The sequence below is a fragment of the Kitasatospora sp. NPDC097643 genome, from assembly GCF_040302625.1.
Taxonomy (GTDB): Bacteria; Actinomycetota; Actinomycetes; order Streptomycetales; family Streptomycetaceae; genus Kitasatospora.
This window is the reverse complement of sequence record NZ_JBEOSA010000059.1, coordinates 1-17,395: the sequence shown is the minus strand read 5'-3', so window position 1 is coordinate 17,395 and position 17,395 is coordinate 1. Positions and strand designations below refer to the sequence as shown.

The window sequence follows — 17,395 nt, the reverse complement described above, 5'->3', positions numbered from 1 at the left end:
CGCTCAGGTCGGTCGGATCGGTCGGAGTCATCGGCCACCTCCGCAGAGCGGGTCGGGCGGGGAGGATTCGACGGGCGGCGGCGTCGGCGTCGCGGCCGTGTTCGGGTCGAGGGTGGTCACCAGGTCGACGGCAGCGTCGTGGGCATCCGGCGCGCCGGCCTTGAACTGCGACGTCGCGGCCATCGTGGCCGTGGCACCCGTCGCGATGTCCGGGTCCGACGCGTCCGGAGCGCCGAGCAGGGCGTCCAGGCCCTTCCTGCTCGCGTCACCCGGGGCGGCGGTGTCCGGCAGCGACGCGAGGACGGCGCCCGGGGTGGTGTTGAAGTACGCCTTGAGCGCCCCCAACGCCACCACGTCCGGCGGCAGGCAGAACCGCAGCGCGAGCAGCCACCACAGCTGGAAGGCGAGCACCACGATCGGCAGGAAGAGGCTGAACAGGAAGAACGCCACGATCATGAACAGTTCCAGCGCGAAGGTGCAGATCCGGAAGTCCGCACCCCCCACCTGTCCGCTGCCCGGCTTCGGGATCTCGGTGCCCGTCGGCAGCTGCGAGCCCGGCGGACTCGTGATCGCCACCCCGCCGGGCCCGGCCGGGCGTCCGGCCCGGGCGGCGAGGGCCCGGAAGTCAGGCATCGTGATCGACACCTTGCGGTTCTTGGTGCCCTCCGGGTCGTAGAACGCGGCCAGGCTGAACGGTTCGGTCGGCGCGCTCCAGGACTCCTGCGGCGGACAGTGCTCGTGGCCGGGGGCCGGGGGCCGGCGGGCGACACAGTGGATCTCGTACACGTGCTGGTCGTCGAGTTTGGGCGTGCCCTGGTCGTCGTGCTCGCCGGAGAGGGTCGGGACGAGGCCGAACCAGAGCGAGCGCTTGGCCGCCGGCCCGCACTCCCAGGCGGGCGTCGGGATCCGCCACATCGTCATTTCCTGCTCCGGCTCGGGCTTGCCGTGCTCGTCCAGCGCGCCCTTCGGCACCCAGTGCGGTCCCTTCGCCCCGGTGGTCCAGGTCTGTAGGACCGGCGGCGGGAGCTCGGCGAAGAGCTCGCGGTGTTCGGCCTCGAACCGGGCCCGGTAGGCGCGGTCGGCCCAGAGCACGTTGACCAGGTCCCGGTCGTGCAGGTGCTGCGCCTTCACTCCCTGGGCGGCCAGCAGGTCGGTGGTGAGCCGCTTCGCGAGCCGGCGCACCCGCTGCTCGGCGCCCCTCGGTACCAACTGCTCCTGGCGCCGCATCACCATCCGCACCTGGACGCCCTCGGCCGAGGCGCCCGGCAGCGGCAGGCCCGGCTGGTCGCAGAACAGTTCGACGACCACGGCGTAGAACCGGTTGTGGCTGGGCTGGTAGAGCTTGCGCAGCGGTGTCGGGGTCATCGTGTGGGTGGCGAACCGTAGGCGCCCCCGCCCGGCCTGGCCCGCCGGGACGGCCACGGGGTAGGAGTACACGTCCTCCGCCTGGTCGAAGGTCAGCGAGACCCGCGGGTCCTCCGTCAGGTGCCGGACGAAGTCGGGTGCGTCGTACTTCTGGATCGCCGGCGCCTTGGCCCGGTCGTGGAAGCGGTCGTACCGGCCGCGCTCGCAGACGTACCAGGGCGCGCGCAACTGGAAGCCGTGCTGCCCGCTCACCAGATGTTCCCCGCGCCCGGGGTGTACGCGGGCGACATCACCATCTGCTCGGCGACCAGGGTGCCGACCTGGACCAGGCCGCTGAAGGTGGCCAGCGGTGCGTCGACCTTCACCACCGGGGCGGTGACGTCGACCGACACGTTCGCGGTGATCTCCACCGAGGTGTCGGTCAGCCGGATCACGCAGCCGGTGGCGTGCTTGACGGTGACGGTCCGCGCGGCGTCGTCCAGGCTCACCTCGTGGCCGGAGGCCATGGTGATCCGCACCTTCGACGCGCCGCCGCCGGTGTCGTCGAACTCCAGCCGGCTGTCCGCCCGGGAGCGCAGCAGCCGGATGTTGTTCGCCGCCTCCGGCTCGTGCGGCAGGCTCTCCCGCCCGTTCCAGGCGGCGCCGAGGATGTACGGGCGGCGCAGGTTGCCCGCCTCGAACACCACCACCACCTGGCTGCCGACCTCGGGCAGCACCAGCAGGCCCTGGTCCTTGTCGGCGTACGGCGAGCAGAGCGTGGCCCAGGCCCGGACGTCCCGGTCGCCGTCGGTGCCGAGCCAGGGGAAGCGCACCTCGACCCGGCCCAGCTTCCGCTCGTCCACGATGTTGGTGACCAGGGCGGGGTAGGCCCCGTGGTAACCGGGCACGGCGCCGTCCACCGGTCTGGGCAGAGCCATCAGTTCACCTCGTTCAGGGTGGCCCGCTCCGCTTCGAAGCGGGTGCGGAATCCGTGTTCCAGGTCGAAGCCGTGGCGCAGCCGGGTGACGTAGTAGCCGCCACCGTTGAAGGGGGCGCCGACGTCCTGGAGGGTGAGCCGGCTGCCGACGACGAGGTCGGGCGTGCCGTTGGTGAGGCCGGTGACGGTGACGAAGCGTCGGCCGCGCCGGAGCATCTCGGCCCGTGCCCAGGCGTTCGCCTCGGCGGCGTCGAGGGCGACCTCGCGGACCCGCAGGCTGGTGCTGGGGCCGAGCGCCCGGCCGAGCAGTCGGACGCCGAGCCGGCCGCCGGAGGTCTCGGCCTCGACCACCTCGGGCCCGGCCCGCTCGTCGACCGCCTCGCGCCGGTCGGCGTCGTACCCGGTGACCACCACCTCGCTGCGCTGGTGGGCGAGGTCGGCCGCGAGCCGGACGGAGAGCAGGTCGCGGCCGAGGACGAGGGTGACGGCGGTGCCGGGGCGGGCGGCGCGGGTGCGCAGGTGCAGGGTGGTGCCGGTGCACCAGAGTTCGGCCTGGATCAGCCGGGCGCGTTCGCGCAGGAAGGCGAGGTCGCTCTGGTTGAACTGCTGGACGACGTCGTAGCGCGGGCCGACCGCGTCGACGTCGGCCCGCAGGCCGTGCTCGCGGGCGATCGCCTCGGCCAGCTCGCCGTCGGTGGTGTGCGGGTAGCTGCGCGAGCGGCGGGTCATCCGCAGCCGCATCAGGGCGTCCTCGGCGTGCGCCACCACGACGGGCGGGTCGCCGTCGCCGAGGACGAGTTCCAGCCCGGAGACGGCGCCCTCGAAGACGGTGCGCTGCTGCGCGTCGGGGCCGAGCGCGACCTTGAGCGCGCTGCCGAGGTCGATGGTCCTGCCGTCCAGGTGCGCGAGGTTCTCCTGCGGGCCCTTGGCGCCGATACCGCTGGCCAGGAAGGTCGCCTGGAGGGTGCGCAGGCCCTCGACGCCCTCGCAGACCTCCAGCCGGACGCAGTCCCGGCCGAGGTCCCGGACGAGGTCCCCGCCGACGGTGAAGACCGGTGCGACGGCCGTGACGGCGGGCTCAGTCATCGAAGCCCTCGGCGGCGACCCGCGCAGCGAGCCAGCCCGCGCGGTGGAGGGCGTCGCCCAGCCGCTCGGCCAGCTCGGCCTCCTTGACCGGGCCGCCCTGCCCGCCGGCCGCCGCCGGCCCGGGGCCGCCGACGGGGACGACGTCGGTGTGGACTTCGCCGATGTGCACGCTCATGGCCGGCCTCCTCCGGGCGGTCGCCACCTCAGGGTGCTGGGCGGTGCGTCACGGCGGCGTTGCTCGCAGTCCGCCGCGAGGCGGGCGGGCGTCACCGGGGGCAGCCGTTCCCACGGGGGTGTCACGCCGTCGGGCTGCGGGGTCTCCTGGGCCCGGGCCCGGCCGGTCAGGCCGAGGGCGCCGCCGGCCGTCACCTCGGCGAGGGTGCCGGGGTCGGCGCGGCTGCGCAGCGGGACGCCCCGGCCGTAGGTGAGGGCGCGCGGGTCGGTGCCGAGTGGGGCGGCCGGGGTGGTGGGGTCGGCTGCCGGGGGGCGCCCGCCGTAGGTCGATCCGGCGGGCCCGGCCGCACCCGGCCGCCCCGGCGCCATCCCGCCCGCCGACCCGCCTGCCGTCCCGCCCGTCGACCCGCCCGCCGGGACGGCGAAGGCGCCGCGCGCCTGATCGACCGCCAGCGCCGCCCGGGCGCCGACCACCGTGTTCACCGAGGCGGCGATCCCGCCCCCGGCCGAGAGCGCGAAGCCCGCCGCCGTCGCCGCGTCGACGCCCGCCACCGCCGTCCCGATGTCGCCCCCGGCCCCCACCCCGGCAGCGCCGCCGCCACCAACGCCGCCACCGGCCGGGCCGCCGCCCGGCGGGACGCCGTCGACTCCCAGACCCAGCGCCCCGGCGAGCCCGGCGACCGATGTCGCCGCGACCTCGCCCGCGAAGCCCGCCGAGAGCCCGACGCTCCCGCCCGCCTCGACCTCCACCCCGAGCTGGACGTTGAAGCCGGCCGTCAGGGAGAGCGGGCTGTCCAGGCCCCGCATCGCCCCGCGCCAGGCCGCCGGGTCGAGCCCGAGCCGGGCGAGCAGCTGCTGGGCGCTCTCCCCGGCCTGGGCCTGAGCCAGCTGCTGCGGCCGGGCGGTGCCGGCGGTGCCGGGGGTGGAGCCGGGCCGGGCCGCGCCCGGGTCGGTCGCGGCCCGGGCGTCCCGCCGTCCGGCGCCGGTCTCGTTCGCCTCGTAGGTGAAGTTCTGTTCGGCGATGGTGACGGCGACCTTGGCCCGCAGCGGGGTGCCGTCCGGGGCGAACAGGTCGAGTTCCTCGTTGACCTGGGTGACGATGCCGTTGAAGCGGAGCGGGCCCCAGACGAAGCGCACGACCGGTGGCGGGTCGCCCTTCTTCTTCGGCGGCGGCTCGACGAACTGCCGCACCACCGCCGTCCAGTCGCGGACGTCCACGTACTCGCCGGGCCCACCCTGTTCGGCGGTGTCGAAGGCCAGGTCGAAGGAGAGGGTGGCGCCCTCCTGCGCGGGGTTCTGGCGTTTCTGGGTCCGGGTGCTGGTGCCGCCCCGGTCGACGTTGTTGTTGCGGCTGAGGCGCAGCGAGACCGGGTTGAACTGGACCTCGACGACCGGTCCCTCGCCCTTGACCACGGGCGGCTGGTCCTTCGTCGCGGCCTTGGTGACGGCGAGGCGTTGCAGGGTCGCGTGGGCCAGCTCCGGCATCAGGTGCCCTCCAGTCGCAGGCCCTCGTGGGCGATGTGCAGTTCCTCCATGGCGATCTCACCGGTCCTGGCGTTCAGCGCCGGCCCGGTGACCTTGACGGGGAGGCCGCGGACGAACCGCCAGTGGGCGACGGTCCGCGCCCCCGTCGGGTCCAGGACCTCGATGTCGCCGTCGTAGCGGACGGCCCGGCGTTCGCCGCCGACGATGCCGTACAGCCAGTCCCACAGCGCGGTGTCGGCCCGGCCGCCCCGGGTGGGGACGAGCATCCCGCGTTTGAGGACGATCGGTTGCAGCTTGACCCGGCCGATCCCGCGGACCAGCCCGTCGTTGCGGCCGCCCTCGGGGTGGTCGCCGACCTCCATCTCCAGCTCCAGGCCGGTGCACTCCTGGAAACCGCCGTCACCGAGCCGGTCGGGCCCGTCGGTGCCGCCACCCGCCGCGCCCCGGCCGGTGCGGGAGGCCTCGGACGGCTGGTCGGTCAGCGAGGGCGGCGGCGCCGCGGTCGGCCCCGGCGAGGTGCTCCGCCCCAGCGAGACCCGGAAGTTGAACCCCTGCACCAGATCGGCCATCACTCACCCTGTCACTCTGACGTCGCCGTCCGCGTCCTGCGCGATCCGCAGGACGAGGTACTCCAGGGGCTGGGCGGGCGCCACCCCGATCTCGGCGACCAGCCGGCCGAGCCCCTGCGACCAGCCCGGGTTGAGCTCCTCGTCGCAGCGGACGAAGAAGGCCTGCGCCTCGGTGGCGCCGGCGAACGCCCCGGCCCGGAACAGGTCGCGCAGCAACTGGGTGACCGCGCCGCGCAGTTCGGCGCGCAGCTGCGGCGAGTTGGGTTCGAAGGCGAGGCTCTGCGCCTGCCGTTCGAAGACCAGTCGCAGCATCGTCATCAGTCGCCGGACGCTGAGCTGCCGGTAGTCCGGATCCCCGGACAGAGTCCGGGCGGAGGCCAGCCGGAAGCCGTCCCACTCGGCGGCGAAGACGTCGACGCCGAGCAGGTGGAGTTCGTCGCGCTCGGCCGCCCCGGGCAGGTCGGCGGCGGTCACCGCGTCGCGGGCGATGGCGTTGGCCGGGCCCCAGGGGATGCCGAGCCGGTGCTCGCGGTCGGCGATGATGCCGGCGGCGAACGCGGACGGCGGCACCAGGACGGCCCGCCGCTGCGGGTCCGCCGGGTCGACCACGCCGAGCCAGGGGTGGTGGGCGGCGGCGAACGAGCTGTCGAAGCCGGCCCGCCAGTACGCGATCTGGTGCAACGCCAGCCCGGGCGGCACGTCCAGCAGGGCGGTGAAGCGGCGCTGGCGCTCCGCCAGGGCGACCATCCGCCGCTGCCGGCGCAGGATCTCCGCGAGGTCGCCCGGGGCGCGGCCGTCGAGCAGGACGGCCCGTTCCGGCTGCGGCGGGTAGACCATCGGGACGGGCGGGGGCGGGCAGGGCACCCCGGCGCCGGGCCTGGGCTGCTCCGGCAGCTCGGTGCTGCCGGCGGGCACCAGGTAGTCCCAGAACAGGTCGGGCACGGAGAGCAGCGCGACCTCGGGTTCCAGGGCCAGCCGGTCCAGGCCGATGAACGCGTTGGTGTCGTCGGCGGTCTGGTACCCGCCGATCGGGAGCAGCTCGGCCGGCGCGTCCCCGAAGAGGCTGTCCGCCGTGATGCCGGCCCAGCGGTCCGTGCCGGGCCGGTCGAGCACGGCGTCGACGGTCGGGAGGGTGGCGTCCGGCGGCAGCAGCAGCTCGGGCCAGTCGCCGTCCGGCGCGATCAGCCGGGACTCCTCGGTGAGCACGGTCCGGACCCAGCGCGGGTGCGCCACCGAGAGCCCGAGGTCGGTGAAGCGCTCCTGCCGGGCGAGGGCCGGGTCGGGATCGGTGACGGTGACGGTCGCGGTGACGACGCCCACGTCGAGGCCGGTGCCGGGCGGGGTGGCGGGCGGCCGGTCCAGGACGGCGGCGCGCTCGCGCGGCGCCGATCCCTCGGTCGGCTGGACGACCTGGACGACCTGGAAGAACTCCCCGGCGGGCGGCAGCCCCTGGCCGCGCAGCCGCAGCAGGGTGCCGGCCGGCGCGGCGACCGCCTCGGGCAGGGCCAGCCGGTCGCCGTCGACCCGGCCGGGGAAGCTCCGCGTGGCGGTGAACTCCCAGCGCACCGCGAGCCGCCCGCCCCACGTCCCCTCGTCGGCGGCGAGCAGGCCGAGCTCCACCGGGGTGCCGTGGTCCGGCCCGGCCAGCCGGACGACGTGCCGGGCCACGGCGGCGAGCGCGGCCGGGTCGGGCGCGCGCGGCAGCGGCGAGACCCGCAGTACGTACGCCCGGCTGCCGCCCTGGGCGAAGAACGCCCGGACGGCGTACGGCAGCAGCCCGCGGCCCTCGAAGGCGCCGAAGCGCTGGACGTAGTCGGTCCAGCGGTCAACGGCCACCGGCCGGTCCACCGGCCCGCGCGGTGCCACCCCGACGAACCCGGCCACGTCCAGCCGGACCGGCCGGAAGGCGGGCGCCGCCCGCCGGGCGTCCCGGTAGACGCCCGGCGCACCGAGCCGCAGCCCGGGGGTGCTGATCGGGGTGCTCACCTGATTTCTCCCAGGAAGCCCCAGCCTTCAGGCCGGGAAGGCTTTGGTCCTTGGATCGGGGCCGCGACGCGGAGTGATCTTCGGAGGCTCTGACGTGAGTCGTTGTCAGTGCCTGACGTTAGGTTGGCCTGGTGCATTTGAGGTACGCCTTTCGCATCTACCCGACGGAAGGTCAGCGCGCTGCGCTGGCCCGGACGTTCGGATGCGCGCGGGTGGTGTACAACGACGCTCTCGCAGCACGGAAGGACGCCCGGAAGGCCGGGCTTCCTTACCCCAAGAGCACTGATCTCCAGAAGTTGGTGATCACGGCGGCGAAGAAGACCGCCGAGCGGGCGTGGCTGGCCTCGGTCGGCGTGGACCCTCTGATCCAGTCTCTTCGGGATCTGGATTCGGCCTACCGGAACTTCTTCGACTCGGTGTCCGGCAAGCGGGCCGGCCGTCCGGTAGGGCTGCCGCGCTTCAAGTCGAAGCGGGATACCCGGCAGTCGCTGCGGTTCACCCGCAACGGGTTCCGGATCCGAGGCAACGGCAAGCTGAACCTGGCCAAGATCGGCGACGTACGGGTGAAGTGGTCCCGCGCACTGCCCGCTGATCCGTCGTCCGTGACGGTCGTGCTGGATGCGGCCGGGCGGTACCACGTCAGCTTCGTCGTGGACATCGAGCCGGACGTTCTGCCCGAGGTCGACGCCGAGATCGGCATCGACCTCGGGCTGGCCACCTACGCCGTCCTCTCCGACGGCACGGTGATCGACAACCCTCGATTCCTCCGCAAGGCAGAGAAGAAGCTCAAGGCCGCCCAGCGGGACCTGTCCCGCAAGGCCAAGGGATCGAAGAACCGGGAGAAGGCCCGCCGGAAGGTCGCCAAGGCCCACGCCAAGGTGGCCGACACCCGTATGGACTGGCTGCACAAGCAGACCACCAGGATCATCCGCGAGACCCAAGCGGTGTACCTGGAAGACCTGAACGTGCGCGGCCTCGGCCGTGGCCCTCTGGCCAAGTCCGTCCACGACGCCGGCTGGTCCACCTTCCGGCGGCTCCTCGAAGAAAAGGCAGCTCGCTACGGGCGCACCATTGGCATCGTGCACCGCGCGTTCCCGTCCTCCCAGCTCTGCTCGGCATGTGGCCACCGCGATGGACCCAAGCCCCTCGCCGTCCGCGAGTGGGCTTGTAGCGCGTGTGGTGTGCTGCATGACCGTGACCTCAACGCTGCTCGAAACATCCTGGCCGCCGGACAGGCGGACAGGCTAAACGCCCCTGGAGGGCCGGTCAGACCCGGCGTGGCGATCCCACGCCAGGCACGGCCCGTCGAACGGGGAACCCGTCTCGGCGACCGGCGAATCACGGGTTTCCGTGCCGCAGGCGCAGGAGGAATCCCCGCCTCATAGGGCGGGGAGGATGTCAAAGGGACGCGAAGTCGATCCGCTCGGCGACGAGGTGCAGTTCCTCCATCGCCACCTCGCCGCCGCCCTTGCCGGCCAGGGTGGGGCCGACCCACTTCTTGGGCTGGGCGGCGTGCAACGTCCAGGCGCAGACGGCGGTGCGGGCCTCGTCGTAGAGGGTCACCACGACGGTGCGGGGGTCGTGGCGGCCCTCCCGGGTGTCCTTGATCCAGTTGAACAGCCGCAGGTCGCCGATGATCCCGCGCTTGAGGGTGACGTCGTCGGTGACGTTGGTGTTGGCGATCTTGCGGACGTGGTTCTCCTTGTCGTTGCCGTTGCGGTACTCGGAGAACTTCACCTCGTTGCCTGCGCCGGTGAAGTCGGAGAAGCCGCCGGCGATCTGGTCCTCGCCGCCGGCGTCGCCGAGTTTGACGAGGAAGTTGAAGGCCCCGTACGGGTTGTTGCGAATGGCCATGTGCTGCCTCCTGGGCTGAGCGGGATCGGGGACGGCGTGCCGATGTGACGGGTGCTCAGACGAGCGGGGCGTCGGCGGTGAACTGGCCGATCCGGAAGATCACGAACTCGGCCGGGTAGGTGGGGGCCACCCCGATCAGGCAGATCATGCGGCCGTTGTCGATGTCGTTCTGGGTCATGGTGGTGCGGTCGCACCGGACGAAGAACGCCTCCTCGGGCTTGGTGCCCATCAGCGCGCCGCTCTTCCAGGTCACCAGCAGGAAATCCTCGATCGACTGGCGGACGGACGCCCAGAGCCGTTCGTTGTTGGGCTCGAAGACGGCCCATTGGGTCGACTTGTCGATCGAGTGCTCCAGGTAGATGAAGAGCCGTCGGACGTTGACGTACTTCCACTCCGGGTCCGAGCTCATGGTGCGCGCGCCCCAGACCCGGTTGGACCGGCCCTCGAAGAAGCGCAGCGCGTTGATCCCCTCGGGGTTGAGCACGGACTGCCGGTCGTAGGTGACGTTGGTGACGAACTCGCTCATCCCGTGCACGACCTCGTTGGCCGGGGCCTTGAACACCCCGCGCTCGATGTCGCTGCGGGCGTAGATCCCGGCGACGAAGCCCGAGGGCGGCACCTCCAGCATCGGCGTGGGCCCGCCCGGGTCGGGCCGCCTGGTCGGGTCGACGATCCGCAGCCACGGGTAGTAGAGCGCCGCGTAGGTGCTGTCGAACTGCGAACGGAACTGGCGCACCCCGGTCATCGAGCTGTTCGGCGGCGGGTCGACGATCGCCATCCGGTAGTGCAGCTGCTCGCAGTGGTCGATCAGTCCGTCCACCGCTTCCTTCTGCGGATCCTCCGCCAGGGTGACGGTGTCGGGCATGGCGACGATGGCGATGTCGTCGATCTCGCCGAGCGCGGTCAGGCCGGTGGCGGGCTTGTTGAGGTTGTCGGGGTCGGCGGCCCGGCCCTTGAGGTCGTCCGCCGTCGGCTCCGTGCCGTTGCCGCCGCCGGTCAGGAAGCCGCGCTGCTGGGCGTTGAACTTCAGTAGCTCGGCCAGCCGGTCGCCCGGGGCGACCTGGGCCCCCGCGGCACCGTCCGGGAGCTCCAGCCAGACCAGGCAGGACTCGTCCGCCGGATCCCGGGGCTTGAGCACGTTCTCTGCTGCGCGCGGGTGGAGCCGGTCCAGTTCGAGCTCGTTGTAGACGTCCAGCCGGTCCGTGCCGAGCCGGACGCTGACGGCCAGCGTGATGTGGAAGGCGGCCGTCCCCGCGGCGGGGGCGTCGACCCCGCCCTGGGCGTTCCGGTAGCCGAGGCTGCCGTCGGCCGCGCGGTCCACGATCTTGACGGTGGCGGAGGCCGGCGGCGTCTTGTCGGCGGGCGTGGGCGGCTTGCCGTCGGCGCCCAGCCCGAGCACCTCGACGGCCGCGCCCGGCTGGACGCCGGTGAGCTTGAGCGTGGTCGTGCCGTTCGTGGTGGAGGGGATCAGCACGTTCTTGCTGCGCCGGAACGCCACCGCGATGCTGATCTTCGCCCCCGCCACCCCGGGCCAGCGGGCCCACCAGCGCACCAGCGGTGTCCCGGTCGGCGGCGAGGACACCGAGGCGAAGTTCGCCGGCACGTCGATCTCCGAGACACCGTTCGTCGTCTTCATGGCGAAGGGGAAGACCCGGGAGACGTACAGCCGGCGGCCGCCGTTGGCGAAGAAGGCGCGCGCCGCCAGTGCCAGGTAGCTGACCTTGTCGTCGTCCAGCAGCAGCCCGCCGAAGGCGCGTTCGTACTCGGTGAAGCTGGTCACCAGGGTCGGCCCGGGCACCAGGGTCGGCCCGCCGGTGACGGTGTACGGCACCGGGCCGTAGGCCGTCCGCCCGGCCATGCCGAAGGTGCTGGTGGGCACGCCTTCGATCGCCCGTGAGCGGAAGCTGGTCTCCTCGACGTAGACGCCTGGGGTCAGGTACTCGGGCATGCGCGCGGGCCTCCTCGGTCGCGGTCAGATGTGGGGCAGGTCGGTGGCGGGCAGCACCCGGCCGACGGTCAGACTCCGGAGCACGTCCCGGGAGGCGGTCCGGTAGCCGGGCGGCAGGGCGACGCCCCGCAGCACCGGGTTGTCGAGGTCCTGGTCGGTGGGCGGGGCCTGACTGCGCGGGACGTCCTCCACCACCAGGTCGGCGAGCGGGTCGTCCGGGTCGACCGGTGGGAGGTGCACCCGGTCCGGGACGGCGGTGCGCAGCACCACGTCGAAGGCGGAGGGCGTGGGGTGGGACTGCTTGCCGATGCCGTCGACCAGCAGCAGCACCTGGCCGTGCTCGTCGCCGTGCGCCCAGCCGATCCGCACGCCGCCGGCGGCGAAGGCCTCGACCCTGGGCCAGCGCACCGGCTGCCCCAGGTAGGTGACGCGCAGTCGGAGGCCGGTGATGCCGCCGGTCACCGGGTACGCCACGCCGGGCAGCAGCCAGGGCCGCAGCAGCCGGGAGGCCGCCGGGACGTATCCGGCGGTGGGCGGGCGGGCGTCCGCGCCGGTGAGCTCGGCGAGGGTCCAGAGCGGGAGCCGGAAGCGGCGTGGGACGAAGCGCCGGTCCGGGTCGTCGAGCCGCAGCACGACCACGCGGCCGCGGACGCCGCCGGTGCCGTAGCGCAGCACCGAGCCGCCGGCGCCGTGGCTCTCCAGGGGCTGGACGGGGCCGCCGGGCGGCGGGGCCTCGCGCCCGACCCGGACGCCGCCGGCCGGGCCGGTGGTGCGCGCGTCGAGCGGGCGGACGGCGAGCGCGAGCCGGTGCAGGACGTCCACCCGGCCGGCGTCGACGGTGATCGCGTCGCCCGCGCCCGGGGCGGTGGTCATCGGGGGATCCCGGAGAGGCGGGAGCCCACCGTGGTGACCTGCTCGGCGACCGGCTGGGCCGCGCCGTCGATCCGGACCACCCGGGCCAGGTACGGCAGGCAGAGCCGGTAGTCGGTGGTCATCGCCTGGAAGGCCTCGCTCAGCGAGTCCATCGCCAGCTCGTCCGAGACGACCTGGACCGTGTCGCCCGGCTCCCAGGCGCCGCTGGGGTCGAGCGTCGGGCCGGTGAGGACGCTCTCGCTCTCCAGGGTCCGCGCGGCCAGGCCCAGCCACTCCAGCTCGTAGTCGACGGTGTGGTCCCAGGCGGCGAGCATCATGTGCATCCGCAGCGGCAGTCGCGGCAGGCCGTCCTGCGCGGAGACGGCGCCCCAGCCGGCCCTGGTCTCCCGGTCGATGCTGAGCCGGTAGCAGTACACCGAGACGGCCGGGTAGGCGATCACCGCGCCGGGGGTGTCGACCTTCTCGAAGTCCAGCGGGCCGGCGAGCACCGCGGTCGGCCGCCGGTCGGCGCCGTCGGGGATCTCCTCCACGAAACGCCGGTTGAGCAGCGCGACCACGCTGCGTCCGACGGCGGCGAGTGCCCGGTATCCAGCCATGGTCCGATGCTGGTCCCCGCCCGTCACCGCAGCGTTGCCGCCGTTCGGCGATGGCCGGGCGACGGCGCGGTGACAGTGCCCGGCGCACACTCGACGGGCCTCCGCTCCCGCACGCAGGAGCTCCTTCCTCACCCCGGAGAACGCCCATGAGCTACGGAACCCCGCACCCTCCCGGACACGGCTGCTGCGACGTGGACGCCATCGACGAGCTCTCCTGCAAGGCGGCTGGCATCAAGCGGCAGGCCGAGGTCACCGACGCGAGTTTGCAGGACCTGACGGCGTTCCGGGCCGCCCTCGGCACCGCCAAGACCGACTACGGCAAGGCCGTGGCGACCGCCAAGCCCGACGTCAAGGCGGCCGAGGACCAGGTGAAGGCGATCCGCGAGCAGCTGCGCTGCCGGCTCGACGAGGAGCAGCGCGACTGCGTCGAGCAGGCGGTGCAGAACGTCTACGGCCGGATCGCGCAGTGCGTCGGGGAGCCCGGCTGTCGCGAGTGGGACTGCGACTTCAGCACCGAGGGCCACCAGGGCGACCCGGTCGCCAAGCTCGCGGGCCTGATCGCGCACTACCGGGAGGAGGTCGGCACGACCTCGGCGTACTTCAAGGACGTCCTCCTGGCGGAGATCGCGGCGTTGCCGAAGCGGGCGGCCCAGCTCAGGACCGACGCCGCGCAGCTCGCCCATGACGCCGCCGACCCGACCGGGTCGTCGCTGGACCTGTACGCGCGGCTGCTGGTGCTCGACCGCCAGGTCAAGGGCGTGTGGAACGGCTTCCCGGGCGTGCAGGACTACGTCGACTGCCTGTGCCGGACGTTGATGTACATCCTCAAGGGCTGGGAGGCGATCGTCATCCTGGAGGGCTGGCAGGCCGTCCGCGCCTGCAAGGACAAGGCCCAGCAGGACCAGTGCAAGCAGCTGCTGGAGCACACCCTGGACGAGGTGAGGGCGGAGGTCGCCAAATGTCCGCCGGGTGACTGCGGGCCGCGTGGGGGGAACTCCGGGTCGTACCCCGGGAAGCCCTGCTGAGGCGCCGTCACCCGAGGCGATACCCGGGCCTCCCGGCGTCCCGGGCGGGCCCGGCGGGAGCTCCGCCGGCGTCGGTCCGGCCGTCGGGCTGGTGCTCCTGGTGGTGGTCTGTCACCTGCGGCGACGGTGATCCGGGATTGCGCCGAGCGGGGCGGGCGGTCCAAGATCATCGGGTGTTCAAGATCGCTGTCTCGACCCTCCGACTGCGCTGGGCGTCCTTCGTCGGAAGTCTCCTCGCACTGGCGCTCGGGGTCGGGCTGATGGCCACCGCGCTGCTGGCCATCGCCGCCACCGGCAGCCTGCCCGAGCGGTCGCAGTACCGCTTCGACGCCGCGCCCGTGCTCGTCCTGCCGGACGTCTCCGTGCGGTTCACCGACAGCAGTGGCGAGCCGCAGGTGCAGCCGCTCGACCACCAGCCCGGCCTGCCGGCCGAGGTCCTGCGGGCGGTGGCCGGCACCGGGCGGGCCGTGGCCGACCGCACCTTCTTCGCGCAGCTCGCCGACGGCCCCGGGACGCAGGTGGGACACGGTTGGTCCGCCGCCGAGTTCGGCGGTTACCGGCTCACCGCCGGCCGCCCGCCGCTGGCCGCCGGCGAGGTCGTGGTCGGCGGTGGCGACCCGGCCGCCGTGGGGCGCCGGGTCCGGCTGCTGACGGCGGCGGGCCCGCAGGAGGCCACCGTCTCGGGCGTCACCGGGCCGGTCCCGTTCGAGCACGCGCTCTTCTTCACCGACGCCGAGGCCGAGCGGCTCGCCCCGGACGTCACCGCGATCGTCGCCACCGCCCCGGCCGAGCGGGTCCGCGAGGCGCTCACGGGCGCTCCCGCCAAGGTGCTCACCGGCCCGGACCGCCGCCTGGGCGACCCCAACCGCGACGCCGACCTCGGCCGGCTCGACAACGTGCTCACCCCGCTCGGGGTCGCGGCCGGTGTCGCCGCGTTCGTCTCCGCCTTCATGGTCGCGGGCACCTTCGCGTTCTCCGTCGCCCAGCGCCGCCGCGAACTCGCCCTGCTGCGCCTGATCGGCGCGAGCCGCGCGGACACCGCCCGGCTGGTCCGCCACGAGGCGATGCTGGTCGGCGCGCTCGGCTCCGCCGCCGGCTGCCTGCTCGGGCTGGGCGCCGCCCCGCCGACCGGCCGGTGGCTGGTCGACCACGGCCTCGTCCCGGCCGACTTCACGGTGCCGCCGAACGGCTGGGCGCTGCTCGGCGCGGTGCTGATCGGCCTGCTCACCGCCACCGCCGGGGTGGTCGGCGCGGCCACGCGGGCGGCCCGGCTCGGCCCGATGGACGCGCTGCGGCAGACCGAGCAGGAGGGCACCTCCCGCGCCGCCGCCGTGCTGCGCTGGTCGGTCGGCGCCCTCGCGCTGCTCGGCGGTGTCGCCGTGATGGCCGGCATCGCGCTGCGCGCGCCGCAGTTCGCCGCGAGCGCGGGCGGCTCCGCCGCACTCGCGCTCTGGACCGGCGGCGCGTTCGTGGTCCTCGCCGGGGTGCTGGTCGCCCCGGTCGTCCGGCTGCTCACCGCGGTGCCGTCCGCGCTGCACGCCCGGTTCTCCCGTCGGCCGGGGATGGTGTGGCGGACCGCCCGGGCGGCCGCGACCGGGTCGGGGCGGCGGACGGTCGCGACGGCGACCCCGGCGGTGATCATCGTCGCGCTGGCCGGGTGCCTGTTCGGTTCGGTGGACACCATCAACGCCGCCCGGGTGGCCCAGGCCCACCAGCGGCTCGCCGGCACCGACTTCGTGGTCACCCCCACCGGGGTGCCCGGCCTGAGCCGGGCCGTCGTCGACCGGCTGCGGGCCGTGCCGGGCGCCACCGTGCTGGCCGAGACCCCGACCACCCTGTACGCGGTCGAGGACGGCGCGATCGTGCTCGGGCGGACGGTGATGACGGCCGACCCGGCCGCCCTGCGCGCTGTCGCCCGGCTGCCGCTGACCTCCGGTTCGCTGGACGACCTCGGGCCGGGCGCCGTCGTGCTGAGCGCCGAGTGGCCGGGCTCGCCGAAGGCCGGGCAGTCCGTGCCGGTCTGGCTGGCCGACGGCACCGAGACCCGGCTGCGGGTCGCCGCCGTGTTCGCCTCCGCCCAGGACGAGGTGCAGGGCTACCTGCCCGCCGTCGACACCGGGCGGCCCGCCCTGGCCTCGGCCGCGTACGTCCGGCTGGCCGAGGGGGCGGACCGCGCGGCGGCCGGCGCCGCACTGCGGGCGGCGGTGGCCGGGCTGGGCGTCCGGGTCGGCACGCCCGCCGAGGTGGCCGACGCCGCCCGCGACGCCAACGAGCAGGGCTCGCGGCTCGGACTGGAGATGATCCTCGGCTGCTCGCTGCTGTACACGGCGGTGTCGCTCGGCAACACCCAGGTCATGGCCGTCGCGGGCCGCCGGCGCGAACTGGCGCTGCTGCGGCTGACCGGCGCCACCCGGGGGCAGGTGCTGCGGATGCTCGCGGCCGAGGCGCTGATGTGCGTGACCGGCGGCGTGGCGCTGGGCGCCGTCGCCGCGCTGGTCAGCACGACGGGGGCGTGCGCGGCCCTGCGCCGGGTGGTCGGCCCGCTCACCCCGGCCGTCCCGTGGCGGTCCGTCGCCGAACTCGGGCTGCTGTGTGCCGTGGTGGCGCTCGCCGCGACGCTGGTCCCGGCCGCGCTCGCGCTGCGCGGCGGCTCCGCGAGCCTGACCGCCGCCCGGCGCTGAGCCCCCTCCCGGCTTCCGGATCGGCCGGTCAGCCCGTCAGCCTGTCGGCCGGTCAGCCGGTCGGCGCGATCCGGAAGCCGGCCGGCCAGCGCACCTCGTCGACGACGTACGGGTGGATCGCGAAGCCCTCGGGCGTCTCGCGGAAGCCCGGCAGCTCGCGGGCCCGGGCGATCCGGGCCTCGGCCGACTCCCGGGTGGCGTAGAGGCCGAGCACCTTCACGTCGTCCTCGTTGTCGTCCCAGTACAGCGGCTCGCCGTCCTCGTACGGCTCGGGCACCGTCGGGTCCTCGGCGGTGGGCAGATGGTGGTGGTGGGTCAGCAGGTAGACGGTCCGCGGCATGCGGGCACTCCTCGGCGGGCGGACGGCAGCGGTGAAACAGCGGCGGCGGCGGGTCAGTGGACCACGGTGATGTAGCCCTCCGTCCAGTGGTCCTCGTCGGGCAGCAGCGGGGAGATCCGGAAGCAGTCCGGCTCGTCACGGAAGCCCGGCAGGGTACGGGCGGTGGCGAGGTGTGCGGCGGCGGTGGCCTCGTCGTGGAAGACGCCGAGCAGGCGCCACTCCTCCTCGTCCAGGTGCAGCTCGCCGTCCGGGTCCCGGTGGCGGGTGCTGCCGTCGTCCTCCACCACCAGGTGGCGTGCGTGCCAGAGCAGGTAGAGCTGCTGGTCGTCCATCTCGGGCCGCCCAAGGGGTCGTCGGGACAGGAGTCACGAGGGTACGGGTCGGGGGCCCGACGGTCGTCGGCGGGAGTTGACGGTAGCGCGGGCTGAGGAACTACCGGTCCTGCCGATGCGCAGGCTGGCCGTGGAGCGCCCCGCCGAGGTGCCCGGGCCGTTGAG

At 74.3% G+C, this 17,395-nt stretch carries 16 protein-coding genes; 3 read left to right on the top strand and 13 right to left on the bottom strand.

Annotation, left to right across the window (positions count from 1 at the left end; translation table 11 throughout):
• Window positions 1-27 precede the first annotated feature (27 nt).
• Genes ABTY15_RS30000 through ABTY15_RS29970 form a run of 7 tightly spaced genes read right to left on the bottom strand, consistent with a single transcriptional unit; the run spans window position 28 to window position 7,581 of the window.
• Complete coding sequence (locus ABTY15_RS30000; RefSeq protein ID WP_350602173.1) at window positions 28-1,617, bottom strand: hypothetical protein; 1,590 nt, start codon at window positions 1,615-1,617, stop codon at window positions 28-30.
• The gene (locus ABTY15_RS29995) at window positions 1,614-2,282 is read right to left on the bottom strand and encodes a phage baseplate assembly protein V (RefSeq protein ID WP_350602172.1); all 669 of its coding nucleotides are present in this window, start codon (window positions 2,280-2,282) and stop codon (window positions 1,614-1,616) included. Before ABTY15_RS29995 ends, ABTY15_RS30000 begins: the two co-directional genes overlap by 4 nt.
• Entirely contained in the window at window positions 2,282-3,367 is a 1,086-nt protein-coding gene (locus ABTY15_RS29990) for a phage late control D family protein (protein WP_350602171.1), read from the bottom strand. Before ABTY15_RS29990 ends, ABTY15_RS29995 begins: the two co-directional genes overlap by 1 nt.
• Window positions 3,360-3,542: a hypothetical protein gene (locus ABTY15_RS29985; protein ID WP_350602170.1), complete on the bottom strand. Its 183-nt coding sequence runs from the start codon at window positions 3,540-3,542 to the stop codon at window positions 3,360-3,362. The genes ABTY15_RS29990 and ABTY15_RS29985 overlap by 8 nt, the downstream gene beginning before the upstream one ends.
• Entirely contained in the window at window positions 3,539-5,026 is a 1,488-nt protein-coding gene (locus ABTY15_RS29980) for a CIS tube protein (RefSeq protein WP_350602168.1), read from the bottom strand. Before ABTY15_RS29980 ends, ABTY15_RS29985 begins: the two co-directional genes overlap by 4 nt.
• On the bottom strand, window positions 5,026-5,595 hold the full coding sequence (locus tag ABTY15_RS29975; RefSeq protein WP_350602166.1) for a phage tail protein: 570 nt from the start codon (window positions 5,593-5,595) through the stop codon (window positions 5,026-5,028). Before ABTY15_RS29975 ends, ABTY15_RS29980 begins: the two co-directional genes overlap by 1 nt.
• A gap of 3 nt (window positions 5,596-5,598) precedes the next feature.
• Complete coding sequence (locus tag ABTY15_RS29970; RefSeq protein WP_350602164.1) at window positions 5,599-7,581, bottom strand: phage tail sheath C-terminal domain-containing protein; 1,983 nt, start codon at window positions 7,579-7,581, stop codon at window positions 5,599-5,601.
• Window positions 7,582-7,712: 131 nt separating this feature from the next.
• Here ABTY15_RS29970 and ABTY15_RS29965 point away from each other — a divergent pair, with 131 nt between their 5' ends.
• Window positions 7,713-8,966, top strand: coding sequence for an RNA-guided endonuclease InsQ/TnpB family protein (locus ABTY15_RS29965; protein ID WP_350602161.1), 1,254 nt, complete (start codon window positions 7,713-7,715; stop codon window positions 8,964-8,966).
• Window positions 8,967-8,979: 13 nt separating this feature from the next.
• Here the strand turns inward: ABTY15_RS29965 and ABTY15_RS29960 are convergent, their stop codons facing one another.
• Genes ABTY15_RS29960 through ABTY15_RS29945 form a run of 4 tightly spaced genes read right to left on the bottom strand, consistent with a single transcriptional unit; the run spans window position 8,980 to window position 12,852 of the window.
• Window positions 8,980-9,435, bottom strand: coding sequence for a phage tail protein (locus ABTY15_RS29960; protein WP_350602160.1), 456 nt, complete (start codon window positions 9,433-9,435; stop codon window positions 8,980-8,982).
• A gap of 55 nt (window positions 9,436-9,490) precedes the next feature.
• Window positions 9,491-11,383, bottom strand: a complete 1,893-nt coding sequence (locus ABTY15_RS29955; RefSeq protein ID WP_350602158.1) for a phage tail sheath family protein — start codon at window positions 11,381-11,383, stop codon at window positions 9,491-9,493.
• Between the two features lie 24 nt (window positions 11,384-11,407).
• On the bottom strand, window positions 11,408-12,256 hold the full coding sequence (locus tag ABTY15_RS29950; protein ID WP_350602156.1) for a hypothetical protein: 849 nt from the start codon (window positions 12,254-12,256) through the stop codon (window positions 11,408-11,410).
• Window positions 12,253-12,852: a Pvc16 family protein gene (locus ABTY15_RS29945; protein WP_350602155.1), complete on the bottom strand. Its 600-nt coding sequence runs from the start codon at window positions 12,850-12,852 to the stop codon at window positions 12,253-12,255. The genes ABTY15_RS29950 and ABTY15_RS29945 overlap by 4 nt, the downstream gene beginning before the upstream one ends.
• 146 nt (window positions 12,853-12,998) lie before the next feature.
• Here ABTY15_RS29945 and ABTY15_RS29940 point away from each other — a divergent pair, with 146 nt between their 5' ends.
• Together ABTY15_RS29940 and ABTY15_RS29935 are read left to right on the top strand one after the other, a co-directional pair.
• Entirely contained in the window at window positions 12,999-13,877 is an 879-nt protein-coding gene (locus tag ABTY15_RS29940; RefSeq protein ID WP_350602153.1) for a hypothetical protein, read from the top strand.
• Between the two features lie 173 nt (window positions 13,878-14,050).
• Window positions 14,051-16,558: an FtsX-like permease family protein gene (locus ABTY15_RS29935; RefSeq protein WP_350602151.1), complete on the top strand. Its 2,508-nt coding sequence runs from the start codon at window positions 14,051-14,053 to the stop codon at window positions 16,556-16,558.
• Window positions 16,559-16,610: 52 nt separating this feature from the next.
• Here ABTY15_RS29935 and ABTY15_RS29930 read toward each other — a convergent pair whose 3' ends face one another.
• Window positions 16,611-16,898 carry a hypothetical protein gene (locus tag ABTY15_RS29930; RefSeq protein ID WP_350602150.1) on the bottom strand — a complete coding sequence of 96 codons (288 nt, stop codon included), beginning with the start codon at window positions 16,896-16,898 and terminating at the stop codon, window positions 16,611-16,613.
• Window positions 16,899-16,951: 53 nt separating this feature from the next.
• Window positions 16,952-17,230, bottom strand: coding sequence for a hypothetical protein (locus ABTY15_RS29925; RefSeq protein ID WP_350602149.1), 279 nt, complete (start codon window positions 17,228-17,230; stop codon window positions 16,952-16,954).
• Between the last annotated feature and the right edge of the window lie 165 nt (window positions 17,231-17,395).

What these genes read in the sequence shown, in the direction of transcription:
- ABTY15_RS29975 (WP_350602166.1), bottom strand. Translation starts at nt 5,595, where the DNA reads ATGGCCGATCTGGTGCAGGGGTTCAACTTCCGGGTCTCGCTGGGGCGG.
- ABTY15_RS29955 (WP_350602158.1), bottom strand. Translation starts at nt 11,383, where the DNA reads ATGCCCGAGTACCTGACCCCAGGCGTCTACGTCGAGGAGACCAGCTTC.
- ABTY15_RS29945 (WP_350602155.1), bottom strand. Translation starts at nt 12,852, where the DNA reads ATGGCTGGATACCGGGCACTCGCCGCCGTCGGACGCAGCGTGGTCGCG.
- ABTY15_RS29985 (WP_350602170.1), bottom strand. Translation starts at nt 3,542, where the DNA reads ATGAGCGTGCACATCGGCGAAGTCCACACCGACGTCGTCCCCGTCGGC.
- ABTY15_RS29995 (WP_350602172.1), bottom strand. Translation starts at nt 2,282, where the DNA reads ATGGCTCTGCCCAGACCGGTGGACGGCGCCGTGCCCGGTTACCACGGG.
- ABTY15_RS29960 (WP_350602160.1), bottom strand. Translation starts at nt 9,435, where the DNA reads ATGGCCATTCGCAACAACCCGTACGGGGCCTTCAACTTCCTCGTCAAA.
- ABTY15_RS29990 (WP_350602171.1), bottom strand. Translation starts at nt 3,367, where the DNA reads ATGACTGAGCCCGCCGTCACGGCCGTCGCACCGGTCTTCACCGTCGGC.
- ABTY15_RS29980 (WP_350602168.1), bottom strand. Translation starts at nt 5,026, where the DNA reads ATGCCGGAGCTGGCCCACGCGACCCTGCAACGCCTCGCCGTCACCAAG.
- ABTY15_RS29925 (WP_350602149.1), bottom strand. Translation starts at nt 17,230, where the DNA reads ATGGACGACCAGCAGCTCTACCTGCTCTGGCACGCACGCCACCTGGTG.
- ABTY15_RS29930 (WP_350602150.1), bottom strand. Translation starts at nt 16,898, where the DNA reads ATGCCGCGGACCGTCTACCTGCTGACCCACCACCACCATCTGCCCACC.
- ABTY15_RS29940 (WP_350602153.1), top strand. Translation starts at nt 12,999, where the DNA reads ATGAGCTACGGAACCCCGCACCCTCCCGGACACGGCTGCTGCGACGTG.
- ABTY15_RS29950 (WP_350602156.1), bottom strand. Translation starts at nt 12,256, where the DNA reads ATGACCACCGCCCCGGGCGCGGGCGACGCGATCACCGTCGACGCCGGC.